The sequence below is a fragment of the Paenisporosarcina sp. FSL H8-0542 genome (assembly GCF_038632915.1).
Classification (GTDB): Bacteria; Bacillota; Bacilli; order Bacillales_A; family Planococcaceae; genus Paenisporosarcina.
Map to the genome: position 1 here is coordinate 271,293 of NZ_CP152050.1, position 25,678 is coordinate 296,970.

Genomic DNA, 25,678 nt, shown 5'->3' on the forward strand with positions numbered 1-25,678 from the left:
CGCGTACTATAAAACTCAAATTGAATTGTATTTTTTAAACGTATTTACAATTTTTTAAAAAGGTTACAAAGTACATATATAGTAGGAATGAAAATTATGATTGAGCTCCAACATTCTTAATGGCTAGTGGAACAATTTAGATCTATTGTGGTCCATTTGACTGATGATTTTAAATCGGCTATTACAGGTGAAATGCGTCCATTCATCCTAAATTCCGTTCATGATGATTCAATTTTGCAGCTAATTGTTCCTGTTCGTACATATTAAATTCCAAAAGACGATTTATCCCTGGACAGGGTCAAATCGTCTTTTTCAATTTGCAATAAGAATCCCATTAGTTATGACAATAAATGGAATGTTTTAAACCCTTTCTAAAATTAAAGTGTCAATAATTAGGTTTTGAACTGTTATTATAAGAGGGAGTACGCTCTCGCCTTCTACTGGTAGAATAGAGGGGAGTAGGGTGCCAAAGAAGATATGTGCAAATACGACTTTCAGTTATCTACATACAAACCAGAGGCTTCAATAATTACAAGAAAAGTGAGGAATAGAACAAATGAGTGGATTGAACACGATACTATTTAGTGCTGCAGATAACTTACGCAGCAAAATGGATGCATCAGAATATAAGAACTATTTATTAGGCTTGATTTTTTATAAATATTTGTCGGATCGATTACTCGTAAAAGTAGTTGAGATTGCAGATGAGTCGCTAGAAGAATACGACACGGTAGAAAAACAATCGCAACTATATGAAACATTACTAGGGGATGCAGAAATCAAAAGTGATTTAATTGAAACCTTGGTCGATACACTGGGCTATGATATTGAACCAGCGTATCTATTTAACGTATTAACAAATCAAGCCAAACAAACCACATTCCAGTTAAACGATCTCAATAAGGCATTTATCGAATTGTCGACAAAATACGATCAGTTCAACGGCCTATTTGATGATGTGGATTTACATTCAAAAAAACTGGGGTCAGATGCTCAGCAACGAAACATTACCATCACTGAAGTGATAAAGAAATTGAATCCGATTAACCTATTGGGGCATGGGGGCGATGTGATTGGGGACGCGTATGAGTTCTTAATCAGCCAATTTGCATCAGAAGCTGGCAAGAAGGCAGGAGAATTCTATACACCTCATGAAGTATCAGTCATGATGGCGCGTATTACTTCCATGGGACAAGAGGATAAAAAGCTATTTAGCGTATACGATCCGACCATGGGATCTGGGTCGTTGATGTTGAATGTCCGAAACTACATCCGTCACCCGGAAAGTGTGAAATACCACGGACAGGAACTCAACACCACGACTTTTAATCTCGCTAAAATGAACTTAATCTTGCACGGCGTAGATAAAGAAGATATGCGTTTAAGCAATGGCGATACCTTGAACAAAGATTGGCCGACAGATGAGCCATATACGTTTGATTCAGTATTGATGAACCCACCCTATTCAGCGAAATGGTCTTCAGACGATACCTTCTTAGATGATTCACGCTTTAACCGTTTCGGAAAGTTGGCGCCAAAATCAAAAGCTGATTTTGCGTTTCTCTTGCATGGTCTTTATCACCTGAAAGATTCCGGAACAATGGCTATCGTGTTGCCACATGGGGTACTGTTCCGTGGAGCTGCCGAAGGCGTAATTCGGAAGAAGTTGTTGGAAGACGGCAGCATTGATGCGGTAATCGGCATGCCAAGCAATTTGTTCTTTGGAACATCAATTCCGACGACGGTCATTATCTTGAAGAAAAATCGCGAGTCACGTGACGTCCTTTTTATTGACGCAAGCAATGACTTTATTAAAGGTAAAAACCAAAACAAACTCTCAAAAGAGAATATCGATAAGGTTGTTGAAACGTATAGATATCGAGAGGACGTCGATAAGTATGCACATATGGCTAGTTTTGAAGAGATTAAAGAGAACGACTTCAATTTAAATATCTCAAGATATGTAGATACCTTTGAAGAAAAAGAGACAGTGGATATGGCTACAATTGGTGTAAGTATTCGAGAGGTCCGAAAAGAAAAAGCTGAACTTGAATCGAGTTTATACAAAATGATTTCTTCTCTTCAATACAGTGAAGAAGACACAGAATGGATGCAAGGGGCGTTAGAGGTGTTTAAGCATGAAGATTGATAAAAGCTCAGAAGTTCGTTTTTCAGAATTTAAAGGAAATTGGCTAGAGTATAAATTAGGAGAATTATATACGGAGCGGAAAGAAAAAGGACAAGACTCTTTACCAATGCTCTCCGTTTCGATTCATAATGGTATTTCAGATGGGGAATTAGATATTGCCAGCTTAGGAAAGTCGGTTGTGAGGAGTGAAGACAAATCTTTATACAAGCGCGTATATCCTGGCGACCTTGTCCTCAACATGATGCGTGCGTGGCAAGGGGCATATGGAGTTGTGACATCAGCAGGAATGGTAAGTCCAGCATACATTACTGCTACTCCAGGTAATCAAATTTATCCGCCATTTATGGATTACTGTTTGCATCGTGATGAGATGGTTTCTCAGATTAATAATCTTTCTTACGGTGTTACAGACTTTAGAAAAAGATTATATTGGAAGTCGTTTATTAAAATTTCATGTCTAATTCCTTCAATACCTGAACAAAAAGCAATAACATCTTTTTTAATAAAAGTTGACAAATTAATTTTGAATTACCAGCAAGAACTCACGACACTCAAAAAAACCAAACGGGGATTCTTGCAAAAGATGTTTCCAAAAGAAGGGGAGGCTGTTCCGGAAGTTCGTTTTGCTGGATTTAGCGGGGAATGGAATCAAAGATCTTTAAGAGAACTTATTGAAAGAGAAAAAAAAGGTAAAGCAAAATTAGATTCTCTCGGTCCGGGAGAAGTTGAATATCTAGATGCAGCCCGTTTAAACGGTGGTGATCCAATACTATGCGGTGCGGTTAAAGATGTCTATGAAGACGATATTTTAATACTTTGGGACGGTTCTAAAGCGGGTTCTGTATATCATGGCTTTGAGGGCGTATTAGGTTCTACATTAAAAGCATATACCATATTAGAAGATGCAGACCCATCGTTTGTTTATCAATATTTAGTCTTTTCTCAAGAAAATATATTTGATAGATATAGAACTCCAAATATACCGCATGTTATCAAAGATTTTACAGACGCGTTTAATATACCTGTGCCACTTTACGAAGAGCAAATCCAAATAGGTAATTTCTTTAAACAACTTGATGAGTTAATTGCTCTTCAAGAAAAGGAATTAGACGCCTTAAAAAAAACCAAAAAAGCTTTCCTACAAAAAATGTTCGTCTAAACGAATAGAAAGGAGGACGACTCATGACCAAGATTCTGCATAATGATGAAGTTGAAGTGGAACGTCGCTTGATAAAAGTCTTGGGAGAAGGGCATAACCAGTGGAATTATCGACCTGACTTAAAATCTGAAGAAGATCTATGGAAGAATTTACGAACAAAGATTACGCAGAATAACTTGTCGGAAATCGGCGAATATCCGCTGACGGATAAAGAATTTGATACGATCAAAACCGAATTACTGCTGAAAACCAAGACACCTTTTGATGCAGCACGATGGCTCAAAGGAGAGAATGGAATTGCCCGAATCACAATAGAGCGTGAGGACAGCACGCTTCCTTCAGTCTCGCTGGTATTGTATTCCAATCAAGACATTGGAGGAGGCATCTCTACCTATGAAGTGGTCCATCAGATTGCGAAGCAAAAAGTGGATGCGGACGGTCGTGATCGTCGCTTTGATGTCACGTTGCTCATTAACGGATTGCCGATTGTACAAATTGAATTGAAACAAGCCACCTCTAAAGACGGAGTTTTCCAAGCGTATCATCAGATCAAGAAATATGCAGAAGAGGGCATGTTCCGAAATAACATCTTCGCGACGCTACAGTTGTTTGTCATTTCCAATGAACAAACCACGCGTTATTTTGCGAATGCAATGCCAAAGGATATGCACAAGAAATTGGTCTTCAGCTGGCGCACGACTGATAATCGAAAAGTAGACAACCTCTATGAGTTCGTGAAGCAAGTTCTCAACATTCCGGATGCACACCGATTGATTGCGAACTATACCATTGTCAGTGAAGATCAAGACAACAAAGCCCTGATGGTTCTTCATTCGTATCAAATTCATGCGATTGAAGCCTTGTTCACCTCTGCGATGAAACACAAATCAGGCTACGTTTGGCATGCTACGGGTTCCGGAAAAACTTTAACGAGTTTTGTATCTACCAAGCTACTTGCTCGAAAGCCGGGGGTGGATCGTACGGTCATGCTGATTGACCGCAAAGACTTGGACAACCAAACGACAAATGAATTTACTAAATTTGCTTCCGAATTCAATACAGGGATTTCCTCTGGTAATGCGAAGTCGAACAGTTTAATTATTGGTACAGGAAGTTCCAAAGAGTTAAGTGACACGCTGCTATCAAGTGCGAATTCCAATACCGTGATCATCACTACACGGCAAAAATTAGAAGCAGCACTACGGTATGCGGAGAAACAAGAAGAACAAAAAGGTTCGCAGCGTTTCCAAAAGCTCATGAGTCAGCACATTGTCTTTGTTGTGGACGAATGCCACCGAGCATTAAGTGCAGAGGGAATGGAAGCCATCAAGCAGTTCTTCCCGAATTCCACCTGGTTCGGCTTTACAGGCACACCAATATTTGAAGAAAATAAAAAGCAAGCGAAGGGGCGTCTGGCTCGTACTACACATGATCAATACGGAGAAGTCTTACACACCTATACCATCAAGAATGCATTGGACGATGGGGCTGTTTTAGGGTTTCAGGTAGAGCATGAAGATACGATCGAACATACATCACTGAAAAATTACATTTTTAATCAAATGCGTCCTAAAGAGAAATTTGCGGAACTCAGTGATAATGAACTGAATGATAAGATCGATGAAATGGATGGTTTGGAAAAAGAGGACTATATTGAATCTTCCTTTTTTGAAAGCGATGATCATATTCAAAAAGTTCTTCATAAAATATTCCGTCCAGACAATGCCTATACGAAATTCGATTTTCAAAATGGTCGACCTCAAAAGTCAGCCATTTTCACCACAAGCTCAATTGAGATGGCGAAGCGCTATTACCAGGCCGTCAAGAAGATGACGGCAGATCCCGAATGGTTAACGAATGAGTTTACCGGACACCTGATTCGGAAAGGGCGAACCATAGAAGACGCTGACTTTCCGCGAATTGCGATTACCTATTCCATGCAGGAGAATGTTGTCGATACCAAAAATATTCAGGATGAAATGAAAGAAGTCATCAAGGATTATAACGAGTATTACGATACGTCGTGGTCGATTGAGGACATCGATCGATACAACGGCGATATCAACAATCGCTTGGCTCGGAAACGTGCGGAATTTAAAACGTTTGGAAAACAAGTGGACTTAGTCATTGTCGTGGATCGACTGTTGACAGGATTTGATGCTCCGACGATTCAAACCCTATTTGTCGACCGAAACCTAAGCTATGCTAACCTGATTCAAGCCTTTTCTCGGACCAATCGTACCTATCCTGGGAAGACAAAAGGATTGATTGTGACGTTCCGAAAACCTGTGACCATGGCGCACAATGTCAAAGCTGCTACTAAGTTATACTCGGAGGCACAGGAAGAAAATAACCTGGTGTACCCAAGTTATACCGAATCGAAGAAACGCTTTAAGAAAGCGCATAAGGTGCTCACCACACGAGTAGCCAATCAGGCAGCCATTGATGAGCATTCACCGATTAAAGAACGTATCGAGTTTATTAAAGCGTTCCAAGAATTGAACAAAGCCTATGAAGCCTTAGTAACCTATGACGATTACAACGACGATATGGAGAAATCAGTTGCGCTCCAAGAACAGGTGAAAGTCTTAGAGGAATACATTGGTGCATACAACACGGTGAAAGGTTCTTTAATCGACGACACGCCACCTGTTGAACCAACGGACGATGAAACGGATTTTTCAGGAATTGAGTTTTATGGGGAAAATGCCAGTACGATGTATGATATTGATTCTACCTATATCAACTTGCTGCTGGAAACCTACGCAGCCAATAACCAAGATATCCGCGAAGAAATTGAAAAAGCCTTACAAAAGCTGAACAAATCAATTGTCGTAAAAGAGGTGTACCGTTCGATTTTGAATGGCATCGATACTGGGGAAGTTGATGAAGAGGAAGATATATTTGTCGTTAAACGACGCTTCTTCACGGACTCTTTTGACCGGGCGATTCATGCATTCGCAAACATGTGGTTTGTTTCCGAAAACGAATTGCACTTATCCGCCATTCAATATGTAGTCGGGACGCATCCTATCCCAAATATCAGAGGGATTTTAGATAGTAAAAGGTTTGATGAATATAAAGTGACCAATCCGGGTGCAAGTCCATTGAAATACGGTCCTGAGATGAAACGTCAATGGACCAAGCTACTTGATGAGGTCATTGTGCCGTTAGGGGACGAGTTGCGATAAGGTAGTAATAGCACACCCTATTAGTGCTGAAAGAGAACAAGGGTAATTACTTTTTTGTATTTCAAATGTAAATTTTATAAAAGAATGTAAAAGGAGTGAACTGAACCCCAAATCGTAGGCACTAAAAAAGTGGCTTCACTTGGGGTTTAGTTTCTTTGTGTAAGTGTTTTTTGATTACGACAATTTTCATTAAACTTTTAAAACATACGTGGCAGGTATCTTAATCATCAGAATCCCAATGTACGCTACCACCAGCTGCATCAGCAAACACTCGTATTGCATGATCAACTCGTGACTGGTATTCATCATCAGTTCTTTATAGGAAGCCTCAAACTCATCTTCGTCCATTACTTCAATATTATCAATCAAAATATCTACAATTGTTTCCTGTTTTGGATCACTATATTTTCTATTAAACATAATCGACTCATTTCATCTATGTTGATATTCATGTAACAAATTCGTGTGTTGTTTAAGTTTCCAAAACATTTGTACTTGAAATACTTTTTTTATATCCACATTCTGTACATGACCAAATATATTTATGATCGTCAAAATTATCTTGACTGTTTAAATATGCATTACAACGATCGCAATACCAGTCAATATCTTGAAACCTTTTAACCATTGTTCGTAACCTCCCTCCATTCTTTAGGTAGGCGAAATAAATGGCTGTAAAAATGCTCACGGATATGGGCTTCATCACTATGCATTAGAGGAAAGTTTAATTTTCATTTCATTGACTATTTGTTCCAAATTGTGTATTGAAGAATTCAAGGCCTTTATATCAGGTAGGGTAAGATTATCTCGGCTAATCTCTTCAAGAGTAATGTTGTGCCATATAGGTAAAATTAATGAATTTTGTTCTATAGCTACTCGTTGGAAAATCGCATTTAATTCATAAGTTCCAGCCCAATGTTTCCTGAAGAAATCTGATGATAAAACTACGATACAAAAGCGAGAATTGATCAATCCTCTATCTAAACTCTGGCGTATACTTTCTCCCCATCCAATTTGGTCTGCATCGTACCATGTTTTAATCCCAGCACTTTTTAAAGCTTTTGTAAGAGGTTCTACGAAAGCCTGTTTGTCTTCTGAAGCATGTGAAATAAAAACATCATATTCTTTACTAGGGATAAAACTAGAGGTATGTTCTTGATTAGTTTCTTCATTTCTCAAACGTTGTATTATTTTTTCAACTTCCTGTTTTAATTTATTGTTAGTTGCTAAAATCTCTTCCCCAAACAGTTCTGCTCTCTTTATATCCTTATAATGCTTATACTCTACTAATTCTTGTAGCAATTGAGCGACTTTTAAATCTGACTCTTGTTTTAGGATTTGTCGTATTTTATTGGCTTTAGAGCAATACTCTTAGTTAAGTAGGACTAGTCTTCTTCAACTAATGGGTGCTTTAGTTTAAGATCAGGGAGGTGCGAGGACAGCTCTTTTTTCTTGTTCAACTAACGGGGCAGGTTAGCTTAAGAAGGCTTTTTTAATATTCTTGTCGAATTACTAAAAGAATAAATGGCTAAAAGGGAAAAGGACATGCAACACAAAGGACAGTTAATATATGTTTTGAAAAGGCATCTAATGATATAAATGGGACGAGCAAAAATTAAAGTGGTTAGGAGTGTGAAAATAATGGAAAATTGCGAACGTATTTATAGCCGAACAAATCGATTAATATTAAGGCAATTTTCAAAACGAGATATTGAGTCTCTTTATTTGTATCGTTCTACTCCTGAAGTGGCTAAATTTCAGTCGTGGGAGAATTATCAATATGACGAGGCTGAATTATTCGTAAAAAAGCAATTGCAGGGTATGCCGAACCAACCAGGCACTTGGTTTCAGTTTGCCGTAGCATTAGCTGAGACGAATCAATTGATTGGAGATTGTGCTCTTCACACTCTTTTAGATGAGCCTCGAATTGTAGAAATTGGTTTTACTCTCGCTAAGGAACACCAGAGAAATGGCTACGCTAGCGAAGCAGTAAGAGCTTTAATAAATTATGTATTTAATACTCTAGGAAAACACAAGGTAATCGCATTTACGGATGTTAGAAACGACAAATCTATCCGTTTACTTGAATATGTTGGTTTTAGACGCGAAGGACATTTGCTCCAGAACTATATGTCTAAAGGACAGTGGGTTGACGAATATCAATATTCGCTATTACGTTCGGAATGGTCCCTTTGAATAGGGTAATGTCTTATTTTGCAAAACTAACTAAGCAATTAAGAGCAGCGTCTTATTGAACTAACGGGTGCTTTAGTAAAAAAATCACATCCAAATATAATGAACTTGGAGACATTTCCTAGCTCATTATATTTGCTTTAATTCAACCTTTAACTTTAACAAAGCCAATTTTTAAAACGGGTATAAAATTGATATTTTATATAACTGTTACTTGGAAATAAGATTCAATGTGATTTTGAGTATGATTTATTTTATCCTCGCCAAACAAGTCATCTAAAAACTCTATACAAGGGAGCTCAGAATCCAAATTAATTGACTGTGAAAATTCATAGGCACTTAAGGGTTTACCTTTAGTTTTATTTTCCTTATAATTGTGGGCTACTTCGAAGTTTAAAAAATGTGTGTATCTTCTTGAAATACCAGGGAATTTTTTATTGGATTCTTCGATTTGGTCCCAAATTGCTTGATTAAATGTCCACATTGAATTCGTTTTAATTTCTTTCTTTTTAGTCTCATATGTTTTAGAATCGACATCATGAACAACTACATGTTTAATCCCAAAATGTGTAAGTATTCTTTGGTAAAATACTATATTAGCTTTTGAACCTGTATTCAAAACAAATATATCTTTATTACTCATATAGAATCTAGATATTAAATCTCGATAAATCACTGCTTCCGTATCTCCTTCGACTAATATTACTTCATCAGCAAAGAAACATTCGCAGATATGGGGGTTAAATCGATTTATCATTTGTAAAAAATTTTTATCCTCTCCCGTATAAAGGTCAAATTTTACCTGATAAGTCTTAGTATTTTTATTATTCTTTTCTAATCTAACTAATGAAGAATGGGGCTTTGAAGTATCAATCATTAACGGAGAATGTGTAGCACAAATTACCTGAAAAGGACTGTCTTTAGCTAGTTTATAAAGTTGATCTCTAAGTGAAAATACTGCTTCAGGGTGTAAGTATAGTTCCGGTTCTTCAAAAAGAATTAAGTATTCTTTTCTTTTTTTCTCTAAATCTGCCTCTAATGTAGATAGAAAGCTAAAAAAAGCTTGTCTCATAACTCCATGACCATTATTTTTCAAGTCATAAATATCTTCTAATAATTCTCTATCTGTAACACTCAATCCATGTGTGGCTTTTAAGGTTTTAGTTATATCTATTCCAGATTCCGGTAAAGAATAAATTTTTAATTCTAAGTCTGGGAAAACTTCAGAGAAAAATTTATTCATATTAGTATTAATAATTGATATATCGCTTGATTTAGATATATCATCTTTCAACTCTTTTAAGCCTGTAATTATAGCACCGTATTTATCTGCATATTCAGTCTCTAATTTTTTTATATGTTTTTTTGTAATAATTTCATTAATCTTTTTTTCAAGTTCTTCGGTTGAAGTTACAGCATTAATAGGAATCGCTGTGGGAGAATATCTTTTTAGTAAGGTGTCAAATCCCCCAAACCCGCCATCTTCAAATAAACGAGTAGCAGGGTTATAAGTCTGTTTTTTACCTTCTTTGTCTATAATGGACCATATTTTCTTAATTTTAATAAGTCCACTTTCATCTACCCATTTTTTAATCCAATCTGGATCTTCTTTATTTAATAGTACGTCTTTTTCATCGTTTTCTTCGGTTCTAAAAATCCCTGTAATTTCTATAGGAGTTGAACAATCTTTATTAAAAAAATCATTAATAGAAGCTTTTACTCCAGGATTAATAAAAAAATTATATGCATGTAAAAAAGTAGATTTACCATAATTATTTTTTCCAATCAAAAAAATAATATCTGATCCTTCAAAGTCAATAATATTGTCCTCTCCGTTTAATCCTCTAAAACCATTAACAATCAAATTTTTCAGCTTCACAATATAACCACCTTTTTTAAATATTCCCAATTTAATTATAAAGTGTTTATTTTAATATTGATATCTAAAATTTCTGATAAGTTTCGGAATTTCTGAAGCATCTTACAGAGGAACGTGTGTATAATAGAAGGCAATGTTCGTTTGTAAGATCTATGTGAAATAATCCAGAATCATTAGTTCTTGCTAAATATTAAAAAATTTCCATTGCTCCAATTGTAGGAGTTAGAGAAACTAGTCTGATTATCACCAACTACTACTGACCCTAGGGACGACTATCCAATTTATGAAATATTTCTTTCCGAAGATACTGAAATAGTGGGTAATCGAGATAGGAATAATGATTTTAGACCTGGTGATGAAGTGGGAGTTTGGATTGAAGATAATAGCAAAGCTATTAAAATTGCTCGAAAAATCATTATTGATTTTTATGGGAATCATCCATCCTCTACTGGAATGCAATAGTTGAACATAGTAAAGCATTTTTCTTATTCAACTAACGGGTGCTTTAGTTCAATATGAAAAAGAAAAAAGCTAACGTCTGAGAAAAGACGTTAGCTTTCTATATTTACTAGTATGTATACCTTTTAGTTGGAAATATTATTATAATTAGTCAATCTTTTATATGGAAACCTATGGTATTATCGGGACAGGTAGCATAAGTTGATTAGTTTTGAGATTGAGAAAGATAAAAATATTTATTTCCACAGAGGGACATTGTTTGAGATTGAAAAGAAGCACTATGTTGTGATCCTAAAAATGCTTGAAGAGCTAAATCATACTGTCGATTTAGATGAAGAACTCTACGAATCAGTGAGAAAAGCTTTGAAAGATGGTAAGAAGGAAAGGGAGGCTCGTTTGGAAAGAAGAAGCTCTGTTTACCCAGATACATATGAGGTAAGAACAAAGGCTTTTAAACGGAATGCCGATGTTATTGCCGAGGTATTGATTCGAGCGGTTGGTTTCTGCGAGAAATGTGGCAAGAAAGCACCGTTTATAAGAGCATCCGATGGAACCCTTATTTAGAAGTCCATCATATAAAGAGATTAGCAGACAACGGGGAGGATTCGGTTGAGAACGCAATCGCTGTCTGTCCCAATTGTCATCGAGAACTGCATTTTGGTTGATAATCAGAATATAAAGTGGAAATTAGTTAAAAAAGTTAATTAGGATTGGTGAACAAAGATTTTTTTTGCTCTTTTCGGCTCGTTCCCACGTCAGGAAAAGAACAGGAACTTACGGCCTGTAGGCTTGGCCGTACAGTCCGTGGTTATCTGACTTTTTAGAGGGAAGCGACACGCTAGAGCTTCTTGCAACGTGTTTTCTGCATTGCTAGGAGATCTCGTGCTGCAGCCCCAATCCAATTTTCATCATTTTGTTTAAAGCAAGGAGTATCGATAGTTGTTGTAAAATATTAATGACTTTTACGATAACAGTGAAGACACCCAACCTCATATAGGAAGGGTGTCTTTTAATTTAGGTTAAAATCGCACATCTAACCTATTCATTGAGTTAGCAATCTTAAGCAGATCATCCACTGTAACCGGTTGTTTAGGAGTGGGAGTTATGGCGATTGAATACATCAAGTCTTTATGCTGAAAAATAAGTTGATCTTGATGAGAAGATAATGGCTTATAAAGTGCTTCCGATCCGTTATTCAATATGTAAAACTGATCCTTATCTTCTTTAATTGACCCTAATTCACCATTCCCTGGTGCAACGGTTATCTCCATCAGTCCATGTGAATACGCGTTTTTATACGTTAATTTAAGTAAATCATTTTTCACATGGCCGCTGATATGAGTAACGCTAAAAGGAAACTCTCTTGGATAAAGTACATGTGTATGGTTTCTGGTTTCATACTCTTGTCTGGCTTTTAACTCGTCCATGAACGGGTTGGAACCGTCAAAGACAACCCGAATATCTGTTATTTCTTCTTCATTGCTTGTAATTTCCCAAATGAATGCGATTCTTTCTGGCTGGGCCTTTCCATCATAGAAGTAGCCACGAAGACTCTGACATTTTCATTCGGCGAAGGCAGACCCATGACATGCCTGATGGGGGTGCTTTCTCTTATCCCAGGGATTATTACATCTGAAGACACAAATGTCCTCATCTGTTTTTCATCCTTTTTCACAAGTGGACGAATGAAATTATCCACGACATCATAGCCATTAGGTTTTCCCATAACGGGTTGAATTGATAAAAGAAGTAAAAAAGCAACCAATACAATCGTTATCTGTTTCATTTTCATCACCATTAATAGCTTATCCTTGGCAATGGATTTTATCCTGATACAGCGTATGCAGTCAGTATACGGAAGAGGGATTTAACTAATGATTGGAGAATATTGTAAGGGGACGGAAGAACGAAAAATATGGATGGAAGCGAGGGGTAACGTATGAAGATGATAAAAACAGTGGAATCAGCGAAAAAAGCCATAAAGGAACTGGAGGAATTTGTTTTCTTGGTAGAAAACTACGAAGTGACCACATTGGAACAAAGAATCCTGAAGGAATATGCCTATACAGGGAGCATCCCCAAGGTCGTCGCAAACATTAACGGGGAACTCAGAATGGAAATGATTGATCACACAGCCGTATCCAACCTACTGCAAAGCAAATCGCAGGATTTATTACATAGAATACTGAAAGACAACTACTTACTGAAAACCCGTCCTTCCCGAAGAAAATAAGCTGCAAATTGTTATGAATACGGTAGTTTTTAAATAATGCTAATTTAATTTATGGATTGATTAGTAAAATCAGAAAAGAGGAATCATTATTGAGGATTTTAGTCGTTCAAATGCTGGTTCTTGTTTCACTGATACTTTCATCTTGTAAGGAACCACATACATCGACAACGTCTTTTATGAAATCACAGAAAAAGGTCACACGGACTCTTTATATTGGGTAAATGCCTATGATCCAAATAATTATACTGAAGAAGTAGCTTTTAAAATTGTTGTTGAAGAAGAGATGGTTTGGAATCTTATAGAGGAGAATAGAGAATATTTAACTACCTATTCTAAAGATGGGGATCAGGACTGGATTATACAAGAAATAGAACATAAAGCAATTCCCGACTAGCAGTGAGAAGACAGCCTACTCGCAAGCAGCACATGTTGAAAAATGTTGAAGTCCGTATGCTTGGTAATCATCATCCTGTTCGGCTTTGTAGTACAGGGTTATATTAAATTCTCCTCAAAGTTAAAACTTTAATTATAGATAAAATTAAAAAAATTGCTGTACTTACTCTGATTTAAAGAGTTGGTACAGCAATTATTTATTTTGGCTTAAAAGATGGCTCACTCATAGCTAATTTCAATTTACTATTATGAATTTCATTAAGATCAGTTAATTCATATTCATACCCTTGAATGAACTCATCAACGTTAAGTAAATGGTTTATATCATCACTAAGAAGGTAACTCTCTTCATCCAATTTAGAAAGTAATAAATTGAGTTTCTCCTCAATTTCTAAATTTTCTTCTTTCACATTTTTTAGTTCTTTTCTCAGCATTTCCTTATAGCTTAGATGATCCTTAATTGCATTTTGTATTACTGTAGGTAAACCACCTAAAGCGAAAGGGAGAACCTTCCAATACCACGCTATATGCGGGGTAATTTGATTTTCAATTTGCTTAAAGATATTTTGTAGCAAAAAACTTCTCAACTTTAAGAGTCTTAATTTAGCAATCTCATACTCGTCATGCCACATGTAAGTACGAATGATCCCTAACTCCGCTTGAATAATTAGGTTTAAATAGGAAATTGATTTTTCTTTGAATTTCTTATCCTTCTTCTCAAGGTTATTCAATATGTGTTGAAAGATCTTGCTTCCCTCTTCTAAAAGTTGTCTTGCTTCAAACATCTGGTTTTTAGCTATTTCTTTATCTTTCATTTTTTCTGCTTCCATCGCTAACGAAAACCCACTATTAATTTTCGAGAAGTTTTGAGCATCGATTTTTAAATTAATCTCACTAAGGCGTTGATGAATTCTTTCAAAATTGTCATGCATGTATAAAAAGTCTGCCAGAGTTAAGGAGGCTTTTCCAAGAGAAGTAACCTGGGCTATAATCGAACGACTTTCTACGCCAAATTTTGTTCCTTCTTTAAGCCACATTACAACTCTTTGAGTATCTTTTTGGACTACAACACCGCCTTTTCTAATAAAAGCTCCACTATTTAATCCTTCGAAAACATAGAGTGGGATATCAAAAGCTACGTTTATTGTTTTCATTTTCCTGGCTCCTTATTTTTATTTGGCAAAAATGAGTTAAAAGTACACATTCTGAATGGTCGATTTATTTATATAATTATATTTGAGTTTATTGTACTATCCCAATATCTCCTTCGTATACCTTAAAAAGTAATATGCGTATGGATGGCGTAAGGATGAGTACAACTAGAAACAAAAGAACAATTTATTCAATATAAATTCTTTGTACAGAAGAATATATAATAAACAGTAGGGAAGAAACAATATCTTGAAATTATAATAATGTATTGCTGGGTTCATGAAATAGAGGGGGATGAAGCATACTGGTCAGAATATATTGTTAAGGTTTTGGGACAGAATTGATTACGCTTTATATCGTCTCAAAGAATGATAGTGATTATAATTATCAAAGGATTTAAGGGAGAAGGAATTTTGAAAAACACCAGAGGATTTATCGCAAAAGAACGCCCAGAATTAATAGAAGAGTGGCATCTAATAGAAAACAAAGATAACACTCCATACAATGTAAGGTGTGGCTCTGATAAAATAATTAGATGGCGTTGTAAAGTGTGCGGGTACATATGGGATAGTCAAGCTAAAAATAGAGCGATTAAAAATACGGGCTGCCCAAAATGCAATGAACGCTATAATGTTGGATTCCCTGAACTTGCTATATTTTTTTACTTAAAAAAAATTTTCAAAGACGCAGAATTGAACTTTCCTATTAAAGCGATAGGTAAATACAAATGCGTAGATGTTTATATACCTACTCTTAATCTCATAGTTGAGTATGACGGAGGCCATACCCATAGGCATAAGTTAGAAATCGATAAAGATAAAAGCAAACTCATAATTGAAAGAGGATTTGATCTAATACGAATCAGAGACAATGGTTTATCACCGCTAAATATTGATGGAGTACAAGAGTATTTATACGAGAGAACTTCCAACAAAACAATCGGTGTAATGATTATGCATCTGTTAGAGATAATTGATAATAGTTATGACGGTTTTAATATAGAAATCAATAAACTAAAAACAAAGATCAACCTAGACCTTGATAATATTCCAATTCTTGCTCAAATTCCACCGATAATTGAAAAAGATAATCTCTTAAGGAATTGTCCGGAAATCGAAACAATATGGGATTATAACAAAAATCATCCGCTAAGGCCTGAACACTTTAAACAATATTCTAACCATAAGGCTTGGTTTATCTGTGAGAAAGAGCATTCAACATTAGCTCAAATTGGTAGTAAAGCACAAGGTCATGGTTGTATAGTTTGTACGGGTCAAGTTGCAACAGAAGAGTATAACTTGAAATTATTATTTCCTGACATTTCAAGAGAGTGGAACATGGAGTTAAATGAGAATACAACACCTGATGCTTACTTGCCCTATTCTAATCAAGTAGTCTATTGGACTTGTCCCAAATGTAATTCAAATTACGACAAGATGATAAATGAACGAACAGGTAATGGAGAGGGTTGTCCCTATTGTGCAGGTAAAAGGATAAATGAAACAAATTGTCTTTTTACTACACATCCTTCTCTGGCAAACGAATGGGATTACAATAAAAATGGAGAACTAACTCCAAAGAATGTGACAAAAGGATCGCATAATAAAGTTTGGTGGGTTTGTGAAAGGAATCATAGTTATCTTGCTTATGTATATAGCCGCGTAGACGGACGAGGATGTCCCACTTGCTATGAGCTTTACGGCCGCTATAAGCCTAAAAAAGCAAAAATGGATAAATCATTGGTAGTAAATAAACCTGAAGTAGCTAAACAATGGCATCCAACAAAAAATGAAACTATTAGCCCAGATGAAGTAGGTGCTTACGCAAGAAAAGAATATTGGTGGCTATGTGATAATGGACATGAATTCTTAAAAAGCCCTAATAGCAGACAGAGTAGTAAGTGTCCCTATTGTTAAAACTAAATATGTTAAGGCCCTCTTTGTTGAATACTTTAACTAATAGGATAGTTGAACAAGGAATAACATAAAAAATAGAAATGATTCTCATAAAAGTATGCTGATATCGTTTAAAGTTGAACTATTAATCAACAAAGGAGAACGTTTATGTTATTAAGTGAGTACATGCCTCAAGAGAAAAAAATAGTAGGTCTATTGAAATTTACGAGCTATCCAGAATCCCTAAAAGAGGGGATTATCTACATGAATAACTTTAAATATTTTAGAAGGTAGAAGAACAAAATCAACATAGAGGGAAAGGGGATTCTTTAGAGGCCACACTTTTATTAAATGATATAGAATGGAAGTTGACACCTCATGGTAGTGAAGAACCTCTAATAGTTGCTCAATCTTCTAAAGTTACGCTTGAAAACCCTGAATACTTAGAAAAGCATCTATTCTGTATGACTGCGATTACTACAGATGTTTTAGAGATTGTTGATATAGATGAGGAAAGAGAGTCAGTAAAGGTGAAATTAAAGCTTCCAGACAAGTTTTTGAATGAAGTGAGTAACGAGTTTGGAAGTCATGCTGTTTTAATAAATGCAGGACCCTTTCTAGAAAAAATGGAACAAGTTTCTTATGAGCATGGTCTTCACTTAATAAAAGGACTTGTTGATTATGAAGATTTTAATATCAATTATTCATCAAGAATACATTCATTTAACGAGGGGAATCCAAGCTTGTTTCTTAAAAAAGAGAAGTATTTCGAATATCAAAATGAGTTTAGACTGGTAGTGTTAAACGGCGAAGCTGAAGAAGATGGACATTTTGAGTTAGAAATAGATGGCTTAAATGAGCTGTTAACGGTGGTAAGTATAGATACATTTTTGAACAGTGAGATGGAATTCAACCTTAAGCTACAAAAGGATAATAAAGAAGATTAGTAAAAGAAGAGTTATGGAGTTTTTATTTCTGGAGAGAAAATATTGTTTTTTTATGCTGAAGAGGATTGATAACACTTTTTAACATAGAAATATATACAGCAGCTTATTCAAATAAAGGACACGAGTCTCTTTTCTTCTATAACTAAAGGATACATTTTTTAAATAAAGCAGATAAAAATGGCTTAGTTCCTTGACGAACTGAGCTTTATTTATTACTGAGAAAGATACCTGAAAGGCAGCAATAGCCTTTGTTCATTATCCTCCATATCGAAATACCTTTGGTTCATGCGTTAGAGGTAAAATCAGTTGATACAAAAGGTTTATTTTTTTTACAAAAAGAAGGGTTCCATGGGTTCCAGTTTTTTAAACAAATACGAACGTTACTAATGCACCAGTTGGCCACCATGAAAGAGGGCGGTTCTTCTGATTACCGAGGGACAACATATTATTAATGTGATACATATTAAGCTTTTCAGAATAATAGTCAAAGCCACTGGTGATCTAAAGAAGTTCAACTCAATTCCAATCTCTGCATGATTTCATTTCAATGAGCATCAAGCTAAAACAATCCTAAAATACATTATGAATAGAAGAAAGAATTAAAAGAGACTCTACGAAAATGGACAAGAAATTAATATTGTACTCTTGTATAAGATTAATCATTAAAATTAATTGATAATTTAGGGATTGATAATTTTGGTATTTATATATATAATTAGTACGTTAGTCACTGAGGAGTGCGGGGTGCGGGTTTTGAGCCGGCCTGACAGGAGTATCCTATGAAAAGTTACCTACTCAAAGTAATAGTAGCAATACTATTACTGGCTCAGGTTTCTCCACCTGAGACGAAAGCCCAAGACGTGCAAGTGGTCGCGGTGCTGGCGAGAGAGGAGGACATTGAGCCCCCTTAAAAGGGCTTTTTGTATTTTATGTTCAGTTAGAGTTATTTTACCCATGCTGCTTTATGACTAAATCAGTATATAACTTTATTTCAATAAGTCATTAATCGTTTAATACAAATGTTGGGAAATCAGTATACATTTTTATTATAAAGAAATTTAAAAATAATGATAAAAATCAAGGTTTAAACGACTTTTAGTATACAACTTTATTTCGATTGGTGTAACTTTGTAATAAAGTTTGTTAAAAAACCTCTTCGGGTATTATATCCGTAAGAGGTTATTTTTAATTTTCAGACAAATTTTAAGGTGGAATAGATATGGTACCAAAATATAATCCCAATAATCCGAGCTTGCTAGAATCAATTGTATGTTTTACTGATATTTTAGGATTTTCAAATTTAATAATGCAGGCACCTAATCAACAACATGGAAACCGGTTACTCAAAAATCTCCATACGATTCTTAAAAGTCAATATGCACAGATGAAAGTCATGAACCCCTATGGTCAATTTAAAACGTTTACAGATAACGTCATATTAGCATATCCAAGATTTGAAGATGGTGAGGGACAATCCGGCAGTCTATTTATGTCTTTTATTGACTATCAATTAAATATGACGTTGAATGGCTATTTTTTACGTGGTGGAGTGGCAATTGGAGATTACTATGGCGATGATGATTTTGCATATGGTCCAGCTTTAATTGAAGCACATAAGCTAGAGTGTAAAAAAGCAGATTATCCTCGAATCATATTAAGCGAAGAAATGATTAAAATCGTATCCGAGCATGTGGATTTTTATGGACCATTAACTTTTGCTCCACAGTATTCACATCTAATTAAAGATATTGACGATACATGCTTTATCAATTATTTACATGGTCTTCAAGAAGAATATGAAATTACCAATGACTTTAATTTATATATTAGCAAGTTAAACCAGCATAAAGATATTATAGTGGCACAATTAAACAAATTTAGAGCTGATCAAAAACTTTTATCTAAATATGAGTGGGTAGCACAATATCATAATTATTATTGTGATGAGTATTTTAACTCTGTAGGAATTCAACAACATAGTTTAAAAATTCAGGGTATCCCTTCACGTAAGTTTGAAAGAATTGTTGTTAATGATTTAATAAATATTTGACTTAAAGGGGTGAAAAAAATGTCCAAACGCAAGCGATCACCATCTATTGAGAGGAAGCTAAAAGAAGGTAGTGGCCAAGGGATTGGTATTGGGTATAAGCCATGGTTAGTAATTCAAGATGTATCGTCTTTAGGTCGATCACCACGATTGAAGGGCATTAAAGTTCCTCGTCAATATGAATTCCTTTCTGACCTTGAACGAAATTACTTTTATATGTTGGAGTATTTCGATTTGGTGATTGATATACGCGAGCAGTTTCCTTTGAAGCTTTAAGGAAATATTTTAATAAAAGAAATTGTTTATAAAAAAGACTTAGATATTAATGATGCTATGACGATAGGTTTATTTAACGAAAGAGTGAATACTTTCTTTAAGTAAATTGGATTTCGAATTATCGGCAGTCTTGTTTTGACTAGTACTACTAAAAATAATCAAACTTTTTTATAAAAAGGAAATTGCAATTTAAAAAGAAGAATCCATTTTGATCAATCTTTTTTCAATATGGATTCTTTTTCTTTGCCACCAAATGCGGGTTTACAAGATGATTTTTATCAAACTTTATTACAAAGCAACACGAACAAGAGTAAGTTCACAATAAATCTACGCAAGTAGACCCGGTCCATTTTTTATTGGATCGGGTCTTTTTTGTGTTGTTAGATTCAGTGGGAATTTTTAATAAAGTTTGATTACTACATGAAGGAGTTAGGGGTAAAAATACTAGGAGCATTATTGGTGTTACTAGTAATTTGATTCAACTAGAACACCCCTTACCAAATGGAGGAGGGTGGTGTAAAGGATGAAACTACTTAATCTAATGTATCTAATTTCCCTTTTATATAATTCGCCCGTGCTTCAATAAAATTCAATATATACTCCGGTTCTTTATCAAATAAAAGGATATCATCTTTCTTATAGGGATCTTCAAGAAAATATGGTCTTATCAATTCATGCAGACCTTGTATTTTCGGTTTCAAATAGTCTACATTAAATTGGTTGTTTATAATGACTTCTAGCAAGTTTTTGTATTGACCGCGGAATGTTTTTACATCGAGAATTCTTGCAGTTAGCGTATTAAATCCTTCGATTCGTAAATAATCCTCCTCCATTACTTCCCCGTTTACATCTCTTCCCCATGTTGCATCGTAATCCCACGGGAGGACTTCGAATAGTCTCGTTTCACTATTTTGGTATAGTGCGTAGTTATGAACAAAACCATCAAAATTTTGGGTGAAAACAACGCCAGCCAACCATCGAAGATACTGATCAACATTTAGGTATTTCACAATTTCTTTTTCAAAATCATCTCTTGAAATGGTATTAATATTAATAATAAATTCTTGTAAATGAAATTCATCTTGTTCTGTACCACATTTTTTTTCATAGCCAAATTTAAGTGATTTTTTTACATCTTTATCAAGATCACTCATTAACGAAAAGTTAGCATCTCCGTCAATCGCATAGAATATAGGTCCTTTCGGTAGTTGTCGATTCGCAAGGAAATATTCATCCACTGATTCTAATTCCAAATATAGCCCCTCATTTTTCCCATTCAATTTTATATTTACAAATCGAGACTTTGGAGATAGGCATCCTATATCATTGAAAAAATCGAGCGATAATTTATTTCTCATTAGAGACGGATCTTTATATTCTGCGTTGATATGAATTTCTTTGGCATTTCTATACGTATTTGGTTTATAAAACGAAATGTGATATGACTTCTTTTGAAACTCCCGGATATGCGAGCCACGATACGCAATATCGATATCATGTTTCTTTTTGTTTATCGTTAGCTTCGCGGAAACCGGATCATCCGTCCAAATTTCTTTTCGAAGTTCCCTTAAATCGATAGGATTAATAAAAAGCTGATATACAGGTATTTCCACGACATTATCCACGCGAATTCTTCCTTTCATTTTTATAATATTCGTATGAAACAAGAATAAAAGATGCCAAGAAAAGAAACGAAATTTTATTTATTTTAAAATAGTATGCGTTTGTCTCTACCATAATTAGTACAATTTCGTAACTTACTATATGAGAAAGAAATGTGTATCAGCACGAGTTTGAATTAAAGTAAAATTGATTTTTTTCTTTCTCTAATATAAAGATGAAGGGAGGTTTGAAAATGTCACGTTTTAATGTTGACGGCATTAAAAATGCAGTCGAACTATCTAACTCTAGAGGGTTAAGCAACTTCATGTTCCAGGATACTTTTAGTAGTGAACGACGCTCGAACAAAAGACGCCGCACAAGCAGAAATCGTTGCACTTGTCGAAACGGACGGTGCACGAACAGAAATCGTCGTACTTCGCGTAACAGACGATGCACGAGCAGAAATCGTCGCACTTCGCGTAACAGACGGTGCACGAACAGAAATCGTCGCACTTCGCGTAACAGACGATGCACGAGCAGAAATCGCCGCACTTCGCGTAACAGACGGTGCACGAGCAGAAATCGTCGCACTTCGTTCAACAGACGATGCTGTAGAAGAGGCTTTTTCGGTAACTGGTTCTTTTAAAAAATCTTCGTGGTGATTTTTCGCTATCTGAAGAGTATCTACTTTCAGTTCTTTAAAGAACTATTTAGTGCGTCAGTATTATAAAGTTAACTAGTTCTTAATAATGGTTAACTTTTTAATACACAATGGAGCTACCAATTTCCAACTCCTTGCATTATAGGCTATGTAGAATTAATGATGAGGCTTAGACTAAGACCCATGTTTGGGGTCTTTGCATGGAACGATTTTGGATTGTTTCGCAAATCTCCAATTGGCATTTGGCCAAAAGAAAAGAAATAATCAAGTGCGTATTTGATGATGAGAAAGAAAAAGCATGGAATGGATTGGACAGATCATGATTACAAAAGGCATCCGGATTAAGACCATCCGGATGCCTTTTGTCTTCTACCTGAGACAACCTATTAGGAATGACTTTTAGTTATTCGTTTCTCTGTCCATGAAGAAGAATTTTATGAGCAAATATTGGAAAAGAAAAAGCCATTTAATGATTGGACTAAAAACTATTTCCCGGGTAATACAAATTTAAATGAAATCGTGGGAATAGATATGTGAATAAAGTGAAGTGCGGAATGCACCTTGCTTATACAAAGGTTTTATTTAATAAGTTGAAATACACACGACGAATCCTTGATTCCAGCGATTAACCCACAGTAACGTGCCATTTGCGATGCAAATGGCACCATTTCAGCGAGTTTGAATTGTGCGGATTTCGTGAATTTTAGATATGAGTACTCGATTTCTAGATAACCCAGACACATTTCAAGATATCCCTTTCAGAAATGAAGATATCACAAGATGAATCCTCGATAAACACCCGCGAATCCTTGATATCCCCAGCTGTGAGTTTGAGCCTAACGGTGTATGGCATTATTGCATGAGGTGCATCGATGAGGGCCAAGGTGACTTTTTTGGCCACGAATCATGGGGGAAAGCTGTATTCCAAGAGATTAATGCACCTAAAAAAATCGTCTATATGGACATGTTTGCAGACGAAGAAGGTAATACTGTAGATAGTTTGCCAGAGATGCAGATAACAATGGAATTCGTTGAACACGAAGGAAAGACGAAACTTATATCACGTTCTCAATTTGCTTCCATCGAAGCACTTCAGCAAGTAATGGAAATGGGAGTTGTTGAAGGAGTAGCCTCTCAATACGAGTGCCTCGAGGACCTCCTGAACGAGATTCGGTAAGTAAGTTCTCGGTTTTTTCAAAAACAAATACTTTCCTAAAAGGCGTAATTCATCTATGAGAATTGTGCCTTTTTTAACGTTTTGTATTTTGCAGGAAACCCCAATTAATCCGCTGAACCTCCTCTAAGTTTTCATGATTTGAAAAGCAAAAGTCCTTTCCTTCCACCATTAGCCTCCCCATAGAATCTCCTAGGAGTAGTAAAATGAAAGACATATATCCTCATGTGAAAAACCCATCAAGAAATAGTTTTGCTGTCTAGTGAAACTGATTTGTGTAAAAATAGAATTAAATAGAAATTCTTTACAAGATGAAAGGAGCCGCTTATGAAGATTCAAACTACACGTTTTGGAGAAATAGAGGTAGAAGATAGCAGTGTCATCACGTTCAATAAAGGAATTCCAGGATTTGAGGAATATATGAAGTATGTATTATTGCCAGCAGATGAAAATGAAGAATCCCCATTCTTTTTCCTGCAATCAATAGATGAAGAAGAAGTAAACTTCTTTTTGGTAGATCCTTTCTCTTTTTTCAAGGAATATAACATCAACTTGGAAGAACAAATGGTAGATAGGCTTGAGTTGAAAGATCCCACAGATGCAATCGTCTTAACAACCGTTACGGCGACGGGCGAAATAAAAGATGCAACGACTAACCTAAAAGCCCCGCTTGTCATCAATAATAATAGACATCTGGGAATGCAAATTGTATTGGATAATAAAGACTATCTAATCAAGCAGCCTTTATTTCAAAGTGCTGAATCAAGGCAGGTGTAGCAGATGTTAGTGCTTGGAAGAAAAAAAGGCGAATCCATTATTATTGATGACGACATTGAAATCTTCGTTACTGCTATTGAAGGAGAAATGGTTAAACTCGGTATTAGAGCACCAAAGCGTATCACCATCCACCGAAAGGAAGTCTATCTAGAGATTCAGGAAGAGAATCGAAGAGCGACTTCTAACGTCATTAACTTGAGCGATTTTTTGAATATGAAGAAGTAAATTTAGGGAAAGCCTGCAGAATTATAGCAGGCTTTTTATTTTTTAAAAAATAATAGAAATATTTTCAAAAAACGCTAAACATTTATCAAAAGCCTCCGATATAAATTATGTAAGCTAGTCCAAACGGATTTGGACACTTGCAAAAAACAAAAAACATTACACGGAGGTAATACAAAAATGAGAATTAATCACAACATCGCAGCACTTAACACACACCGTCAATTGGGCAGCGCAAGCAACGCACAAATGAAAAACATGGAGAAACTATCTTCAGGTTTACGTATTAACCGCGCAGGTGATGATGCAGCTGGACTTTCAGTTTCAGAGAAAATGCGTTCACAAATTCGTGGTCTAGATATGGCTGCACGAAACTCTCAAGATGGTATCTCATATCTTCAAACTGCAGAGGGAGCTCTAAATGAAGTTTCTTCTATGGCTACTCGTTTGAAAGAACTTGCTGTTCAAAAAGCGAACGGAACTTATAACACAACGGATACAGCTAATATCGATTTAGAAATGACTTCTTTAACTGATGAAATCAATAACATTATCGACACAACAAAATTTAATGGTAAGACAGTTTTCAATACAGCAATTGATATTACAGTAACTGAAGACGCTTCAGCCAAATTAACTATTGCTGCTGCTACTTTAACAGCAACAGCTGCGTTAACTTCAACTAGTACAGTTGCAAATATTGATGCTGCAATCGATGAAATTAACTTACAACGTGCAACTTACGGTTCACAACAAAACCGTTTAGAGCATACAATCAATAACTTGAATACTACTCAAGAGAACTTAACTGCTGCAGAATCTCGTATCCGTGACGTTGACATGGCGAAAGAAATGATGGAGCAAACTAAAAACTCAATCCTTTCTCAAGCATCACAAGCTATGTTAGCTCAAGCTAACCAACAGCCTCAAGGCGTTCTACAACTTCTTCGTTAATTTTTATTTTTTAAAAATGAGATCCTTGTTTACGAGGGTCTCTTTTTTTAAAGACTCCATATAGGTCTTTTTGTGTATATAAGGGTTATTTGTGCCTGTTATTTTGATGTTTAAAATAGGGTAGTAAGATTTAAATATATTATAAAAAACCAAGTGAAAAAGGCAAACCATTGGGAAACCATGGGACGCAAAGCCAAGGGCCTGAAACATGTAGATTTACATGAAGGTAGCCGGTTGCCGCAAGGAATCATAGACCGATTCTATGAACCTTGTTGAAGGTTCTTTTTCTTTGGAACTCAAGAAGCGGAGAGGTTA

At 35.6% G+C, this 25,678-nt stretch carries 23 protein-coding genes, 1 pseudogene and 1 riboswitch; of the genes and pseudogenes, 17 read left to right on the top strand and 7 right to left on the bottom strand.

What is annotated here, in order from left to right:
* The first annotated feature begins 126 nt into the window (after positions 1-126).
* From MHH33_RS01515 to MHH33_RS01530, 4 genes are all read left to right on the top strand, one after another.
* Complete coding sequence (locus MHH33_RS01515) at positions 127-267, top strand: hypothetical protein (protein WP_342542720.1); 141 nt, start codon at positions 127-129, stop codon at positions 265-267.
* Positions 268-556: 289 nt separating this feature from the next.
* On the top strand, positions 557-2,149 hold the full coding sequence (locus MHH33_RS01520) for a type I restriction-modification system subunit M (protein ID WP_342542721.1): 1,593 nt from the start codon (positions 557-559) through the stop codon (positions 2,147-2,149).
* Positions 2,139-3,308: a restriction endonuclease subunit S gene (locus tag MHH33_RS01525; RefSeq protein ID WP_342542722.1), complete on the top strand. Its 1,170-nt coding sequence runs from the start codon at positions 2,139-2,141 to the stop codon at positions 3,306-3,308. The genes MHH33_RS01520 and MHH33_RS01525 overlap by 11 nt, the downstream gene beginning before the upstream one ends.
* Before the next feature lie 23 nt (positions 3,309-3,331).
* On the top strand, positions 3,332-6,499 hold the full coding sequence (locus MHH33_RS01530; RefSeq protein ID WP_342542723.1) for an HsdR family type I site-specific deoxyribonuclease: 3,168 nt from the start codon (positions 3,332-3,334) through the stop codon (positions 6,497-6,499).
* A 189-nt stretch (positions 6,500-6,688) separates the two neighbouring features.
* On the opposite strand, the gene MHH33_RS01535 is transcribed toward MHH33_RS01530, so the two are convergent.
* A complete protein-coding gene (locus MHH33_RS01535) occupies positions 6,689-6,919 on the bottom strand; it encodes a hypothetical protein (RefSeq protein WP_342542724.1) in 231 nt (76 codons plus the stop codon).
* A 285-nt stretch (positions 6,920-7,204) separates the two neighbouring features.
* Positions 7,205-7,801 carry a toll/interleukin-1 receptor domain-containing protein gene (locus MHH33_RS01540; protein WP_342542725.1) on the bottom strand — a complete coding sequence of 199 codons (597 nt, stop codon included), beginning with the start codon at positions 7,799-7,801 and terminating at the stop codon, positions 7,205-7,207.
* A gap of 339 nt (positions 7,802-8,140) precedes the next feature.
* On the opposite strand from MHH33_RS01540, the gene MHH33_RS01545 reads away from it, so the two are divergent.
* Positions 8,141-8,695, top strand: a complete 555-nt coding sequence (locus MHH33_RS01545; RefSeq protein ID WP_342542726.1) for a GNAT family protein — start codon at positions 8,141-8,143, stop codon at positions 8,693-8,695.
* Positions 8,696-8,891: 196 nt separating this feature from the next.
* Here MHH33_RS01545 and MHH33_RS01550 read toward each other — a convergent pair whose 3' ends face one another.
* Positions 8,892-10,571 carry an AAA family ATPase gene (locus MHH33_RS01550; protein WP_342542727.1) on the bottom strand — a complete coding sequence of 560 codons (1,680 nt, stop codon included), beginning with the start codon at positions 10,569-10,571 and terminating at the stop codon, positions 8,892-8,894.
* 660 nt (positions 10,572-11,231) lie between these two features.
* Here MHH33_RS01550 and MHH33_RS01555 point away from each other — a divergent pair.
* Both MHH33_RS01555 and MHH33_RS01560 read left to right on the top strand, forming a co-directional pair.
* Positions 11,232-11,594, top strand: coding sequence for a hypothetical protein (locus MHH33_RS01555; RefSeq protein WP_342542728.1), 363 nt, complete (start codon positions 11,232-11,234; stop codon positions 11,592-11,594).
* Positions 11,543-11,695, top strand: coding sequence for an HNH endonuclease signature motif containing protein (locus MHH33_RS01560; RefSeq protein WP_342542729.1), 153 nt, complete (start codon positions 11,543-11,545; stop codon positions 11,693-11,695). Before MHH33_RS01555 ends, MHH33_RS01560 begins: the two co-directional genes overlap by 52 nt.
* A 354-nt stretch (positions 11,696-12,049) precedes the next feature.
* Here MHH33_RS01560 and MHH33_RS01565 read toward each other — a convergent pair whose 3' ends face one another.
* Together MHH33_RS01565 and MHH33_RS01570 are read right to left on the bottom strand one after the other, a co-directional pair.
* Positions 12,050-12,457 (bottom strand): hypothetical protein, encoded by a 408-nt coding sequence (locus MHH33_RS01565; RefSeq protein ID WP_342542730.1) that lies wholly within the window; start codon positions 12,455-12,457, stop codon positions 12,050-12,052.
* Positions 12,458-12,495: 38 nt separating this feature from the next.
* A complete protein-coding gene (locus MHH33_RS01570) occupies positions 12,496-12,816 on the bottom strand; it encodes a hypothetical protein (RefSeq protein ID WP_342542731.1) in 321 nt (106 codons plus the stop codon).
* Between the two features lie 153 nt (positions 12,817-12,969).
* Here MHH33_RS01570 and MHH33_RS01575 point away from each other — a divergent pair, with 153 nt between their 5' ends.
* Positions 12,970-13,263, top strand: coding sequence for a hypothetical protein (locus MHH33_RS01575; protein WP_342542732.1), 294 nt, complete (start codon positions 12,970-12,972; stop codon positions 13,261-13,263).
* 590 nt (positions 13,264-13,853) lie between these two features.
* Here MHH33_RS01575 and MHH33_RS01580 read toward each other — a convergent pair.
* Complete coding sequence (locus tag MHH33_RS01580) at positions 13,854-14,810, bottom strand: hypothetical protein (RefSeq protein ID WP_342542733.1); 957 nt, start codon at positions 14,808-14,810, stop codon at positions 13,854-13,856.
* A 366-nt stretch (positions 14,811-15,176) separates the two neighbouring features.
* Between MHH33_RS01580 and MHH33_RS01585 the strand changes: the two genes are divergently transcribed.
* The 4 genes and pseudogenes from MHH33_RS01585 to MHH33_RS01600 all read left to right on the top strand — a co-directional run.
* Positions 15,177-16,724 (top strand): zinc-ribbon domain-containing protein, encoded by a 1,548-nt coding sequence (locus MHH33_RS01585; RefSeq protein ID WP_342542734.1) that lies wholly within the window; start codon positions 15,177-15,179, stop codon positions 16,722-16,724.
* A gap of 347 nt (positions 16,725-17,071) precedes the next feature.
* Positions 17,072-17,650, top strand: coding sequence for a hypothetical protein (locus tag MHH33_RS01590; protein WP_342542735.1), 579 nt, complete (start codon positions 17,072-17,074; stop codon positions 17,648-17,650).
* A gap of 1,219 nt (positions 17,651-18,869) precedes the next feature.
* Positions 18,870-19,700: a hypothetical protein gene (locus MHH33_RS01595; RefSeq protein WP_342542736.1), complete on the top strand. Its 831-nt coding sequence runs from the start codon at positions 18,870-18,872 to the stop codon at positions 19,698-19,700.
* Positions 19,701-19,718: 18 nt separating this feature from the next.
* A pseudogene (locus MHH33_RS01600) lies at positions 19,719-19,964 on the top strand (heteromeric transposase endonuclease subunit TnsA); the annotation flags it as partial.
* 542 nt (positions 19,965-20,506) lie between these two features.
* On the opposite strand, the gene MHH33_RS01605 reads toward MHH33_RS01600, so the two are convergent.
* Positions 20,507-21,598: a CotH kinase family protein gene (locus MHH33_RS01605; RefSeq protein ID WP_016429505.1), complete on the bottom strand. Its 1,092-nt coding sequence runs from the start codon at positions 21,596-21,598 to the stop codon at positions 20,507-20,509.
* 324 nt (positions 21,599-21,922) lie between these two features.
* Between MHH33_RS01605 and MHH33_RS01610 the strand changes: the two genes are divergently transcribed.
* The 5 genes from MHH33_RS01610 to MHH33_RS01630 all read left to right on the top strand — a co-directional run bounded on the left by MHH33_RS01610 (position 21,923) and on the right by MHH33_RS01630 (position 25,363).
* Positions 21,923-22,237 (top strand): hypothetical protein, encoded by a 315-nt coding sequence (locus tag MHH33_RS01610; protein ID WP_342542737.1) that lies wholly within the window; start codon positions 21,923-21,925, stop codon positions 22,235-22,237.
* Positions 22,238-23,050: 813 nt separating this feature from the next.
* Positions 23,051-23,413 carry an SRPBCC domain-containing protein gene (locus MHH33_RS01615; protein ID WP_255349295.1) on the top strand — a complete coding sequence of 121 codons (363 nt, stop codon included), beginning with the start codon at positions 23,051-23,053 and terminating at the stop codon, positions 23,411-23,413.
* A gap of 324 nt (positions 23,414-23,737) precedes the next feature.
* A complete protein-coding gene (gene fliW / locus MHH33_RS01620; RefSeq protein ID WP_342542738.1) occupies positions 23,738-24,187 on the top strand; it encodes a flagellar assembly protein FliW in 450 nt (149 codons plus the stop codon).
* A gap of 3 nt (positions 24,188-24,190) precedes the next feature.
* Positions 24,191-24,412, top strand: coding sequence for a carbon storage regulator CsrA (csrA, locus tag MHH33_RS01625; RefSeq protein ID WP_342542739.1), 222 nt, complete (start codon positions 24,191-24,193; stop codon positions 24,410-24,412).
* A gap of 177 nt (positions 24,413-24,589) precedes the next feature.
* Entirely contained in the window at positions 24,590-25,363 is a 774-nt protein-coding gene (locus tag MHH33_RS01630; RefSeq protein ID WP_342542740.1) for a flagellin, read from the top strand.
* 151 nt (positions 25,364-25,514) lie between these two features.
* Positions 25,515-25,605, top strand: a riboswitch (cyclic di-GMP riboswitch).
* Positions 25,606-25,678 lie beyond the last annotated feature (73 nt).

Bases quoted from the DNA above. Each gene is read 5' to 3' on its own strand.
- MHH33_RS01595 (WP_342542736.1), top strand. From the start codon at position 18,870: ATGGTACCAAAATATAATCCCAATAATCCGAGCTTGCTAGAATCAATT.
- MHH33_RS01535 (WP_342542724.1), bottom strand. From the start codon at position 6,919: ATGTTTAATAGAAAATATAGTGATCCAAAACAGGAAACAATTGTAGAT.
- MHH33_RS01565 (WP_342542730.1), bottom strand. From the start codon at position 12,457: ATGGACGAGTTAAAAGCCAGACAAGAGTATGAAACCAGAAACCATACA.
- MHH33_RS01575 (WP_342542732.1), top strand. From the start codon at position 12,970: ATGAAGATGATAAAAACAGTGGAATCAGCGAAAAAAGCCATAAAGGAA.
- fliW (WP_342542738.1), top strand. From the start codon at position 23,738: ATGAAGATTCAAACTACACGTTTTGGAGAAATAGAGGTAGAAGATAGC.
- MHH33_RS01530 (WP_342542723.1), top strand. From the start codon at position 3,332: ATGACCAAGATTCTGCATAATGATGAAGTTGAAGTGGAACGTCGCTTG.
- MHH33_RS01630 (WP_342542740.1), top strand. From the start codon at position 24,590: ATGAGAATTAATCACAACATCGCAGCACTTAACACACACCGTCAATTG.
- MHH33_RS01520 (WP_342542721.1), top strand. From the start codon at position 557: ATGAGTGGATTGAACACGATACTATTTAGTGCTGCAGATAACTTACGC.
- MHH33_RS01580 (WP_342542733.1), bottom strand. From the start codon at position 14,810: ATGAAAACAATAAACGTAGCTTTTGATATCCCACTCTATGTTTTCGAA.
- MHH33_RS01545 (WP_342542726.1), top strand. From the start codon at position 8,141: ATGGAAAATTGCGAACGTATTTATAGCCGAACAAATCGATTAATATTA.
- MHH33_RS01560 (WP_342542729.1), top strand. From the start codon at position 11,543: ATGTGGCAAGAAAGCACCGTTTATAAGAGCATCCGATGGAACCCTTAT.
- MHH33_RS01570 (WP_342542731.1), bottom strand. From the start codon at position 12,816: ATGAAACAGATAACGATTGTATTGGTTGCTTTTTTACTTCTTTTATCA.
- MHH33_RS01585 (WP_342542734.1), top strand. From the start codon at position 15,177: ATGATAGTGATTATAATTATCAAAGGATTTAAGGGAGAAGGAATTTTG.
- MHH33_RS01525 (WP_342542722.1), top strand. From the start codon at position 2,139: ATGAAGATTGATAAAAGCTCAGAAGTTCGTTTTTCAGAATTTAAAGGA.
- csrA (WP_342542739.1), top strand. From the start codon at position 24,191: ATGTTAGTGCTTGGAAGAAAAAAAGGCGAATCCATTATTATTGATGAC.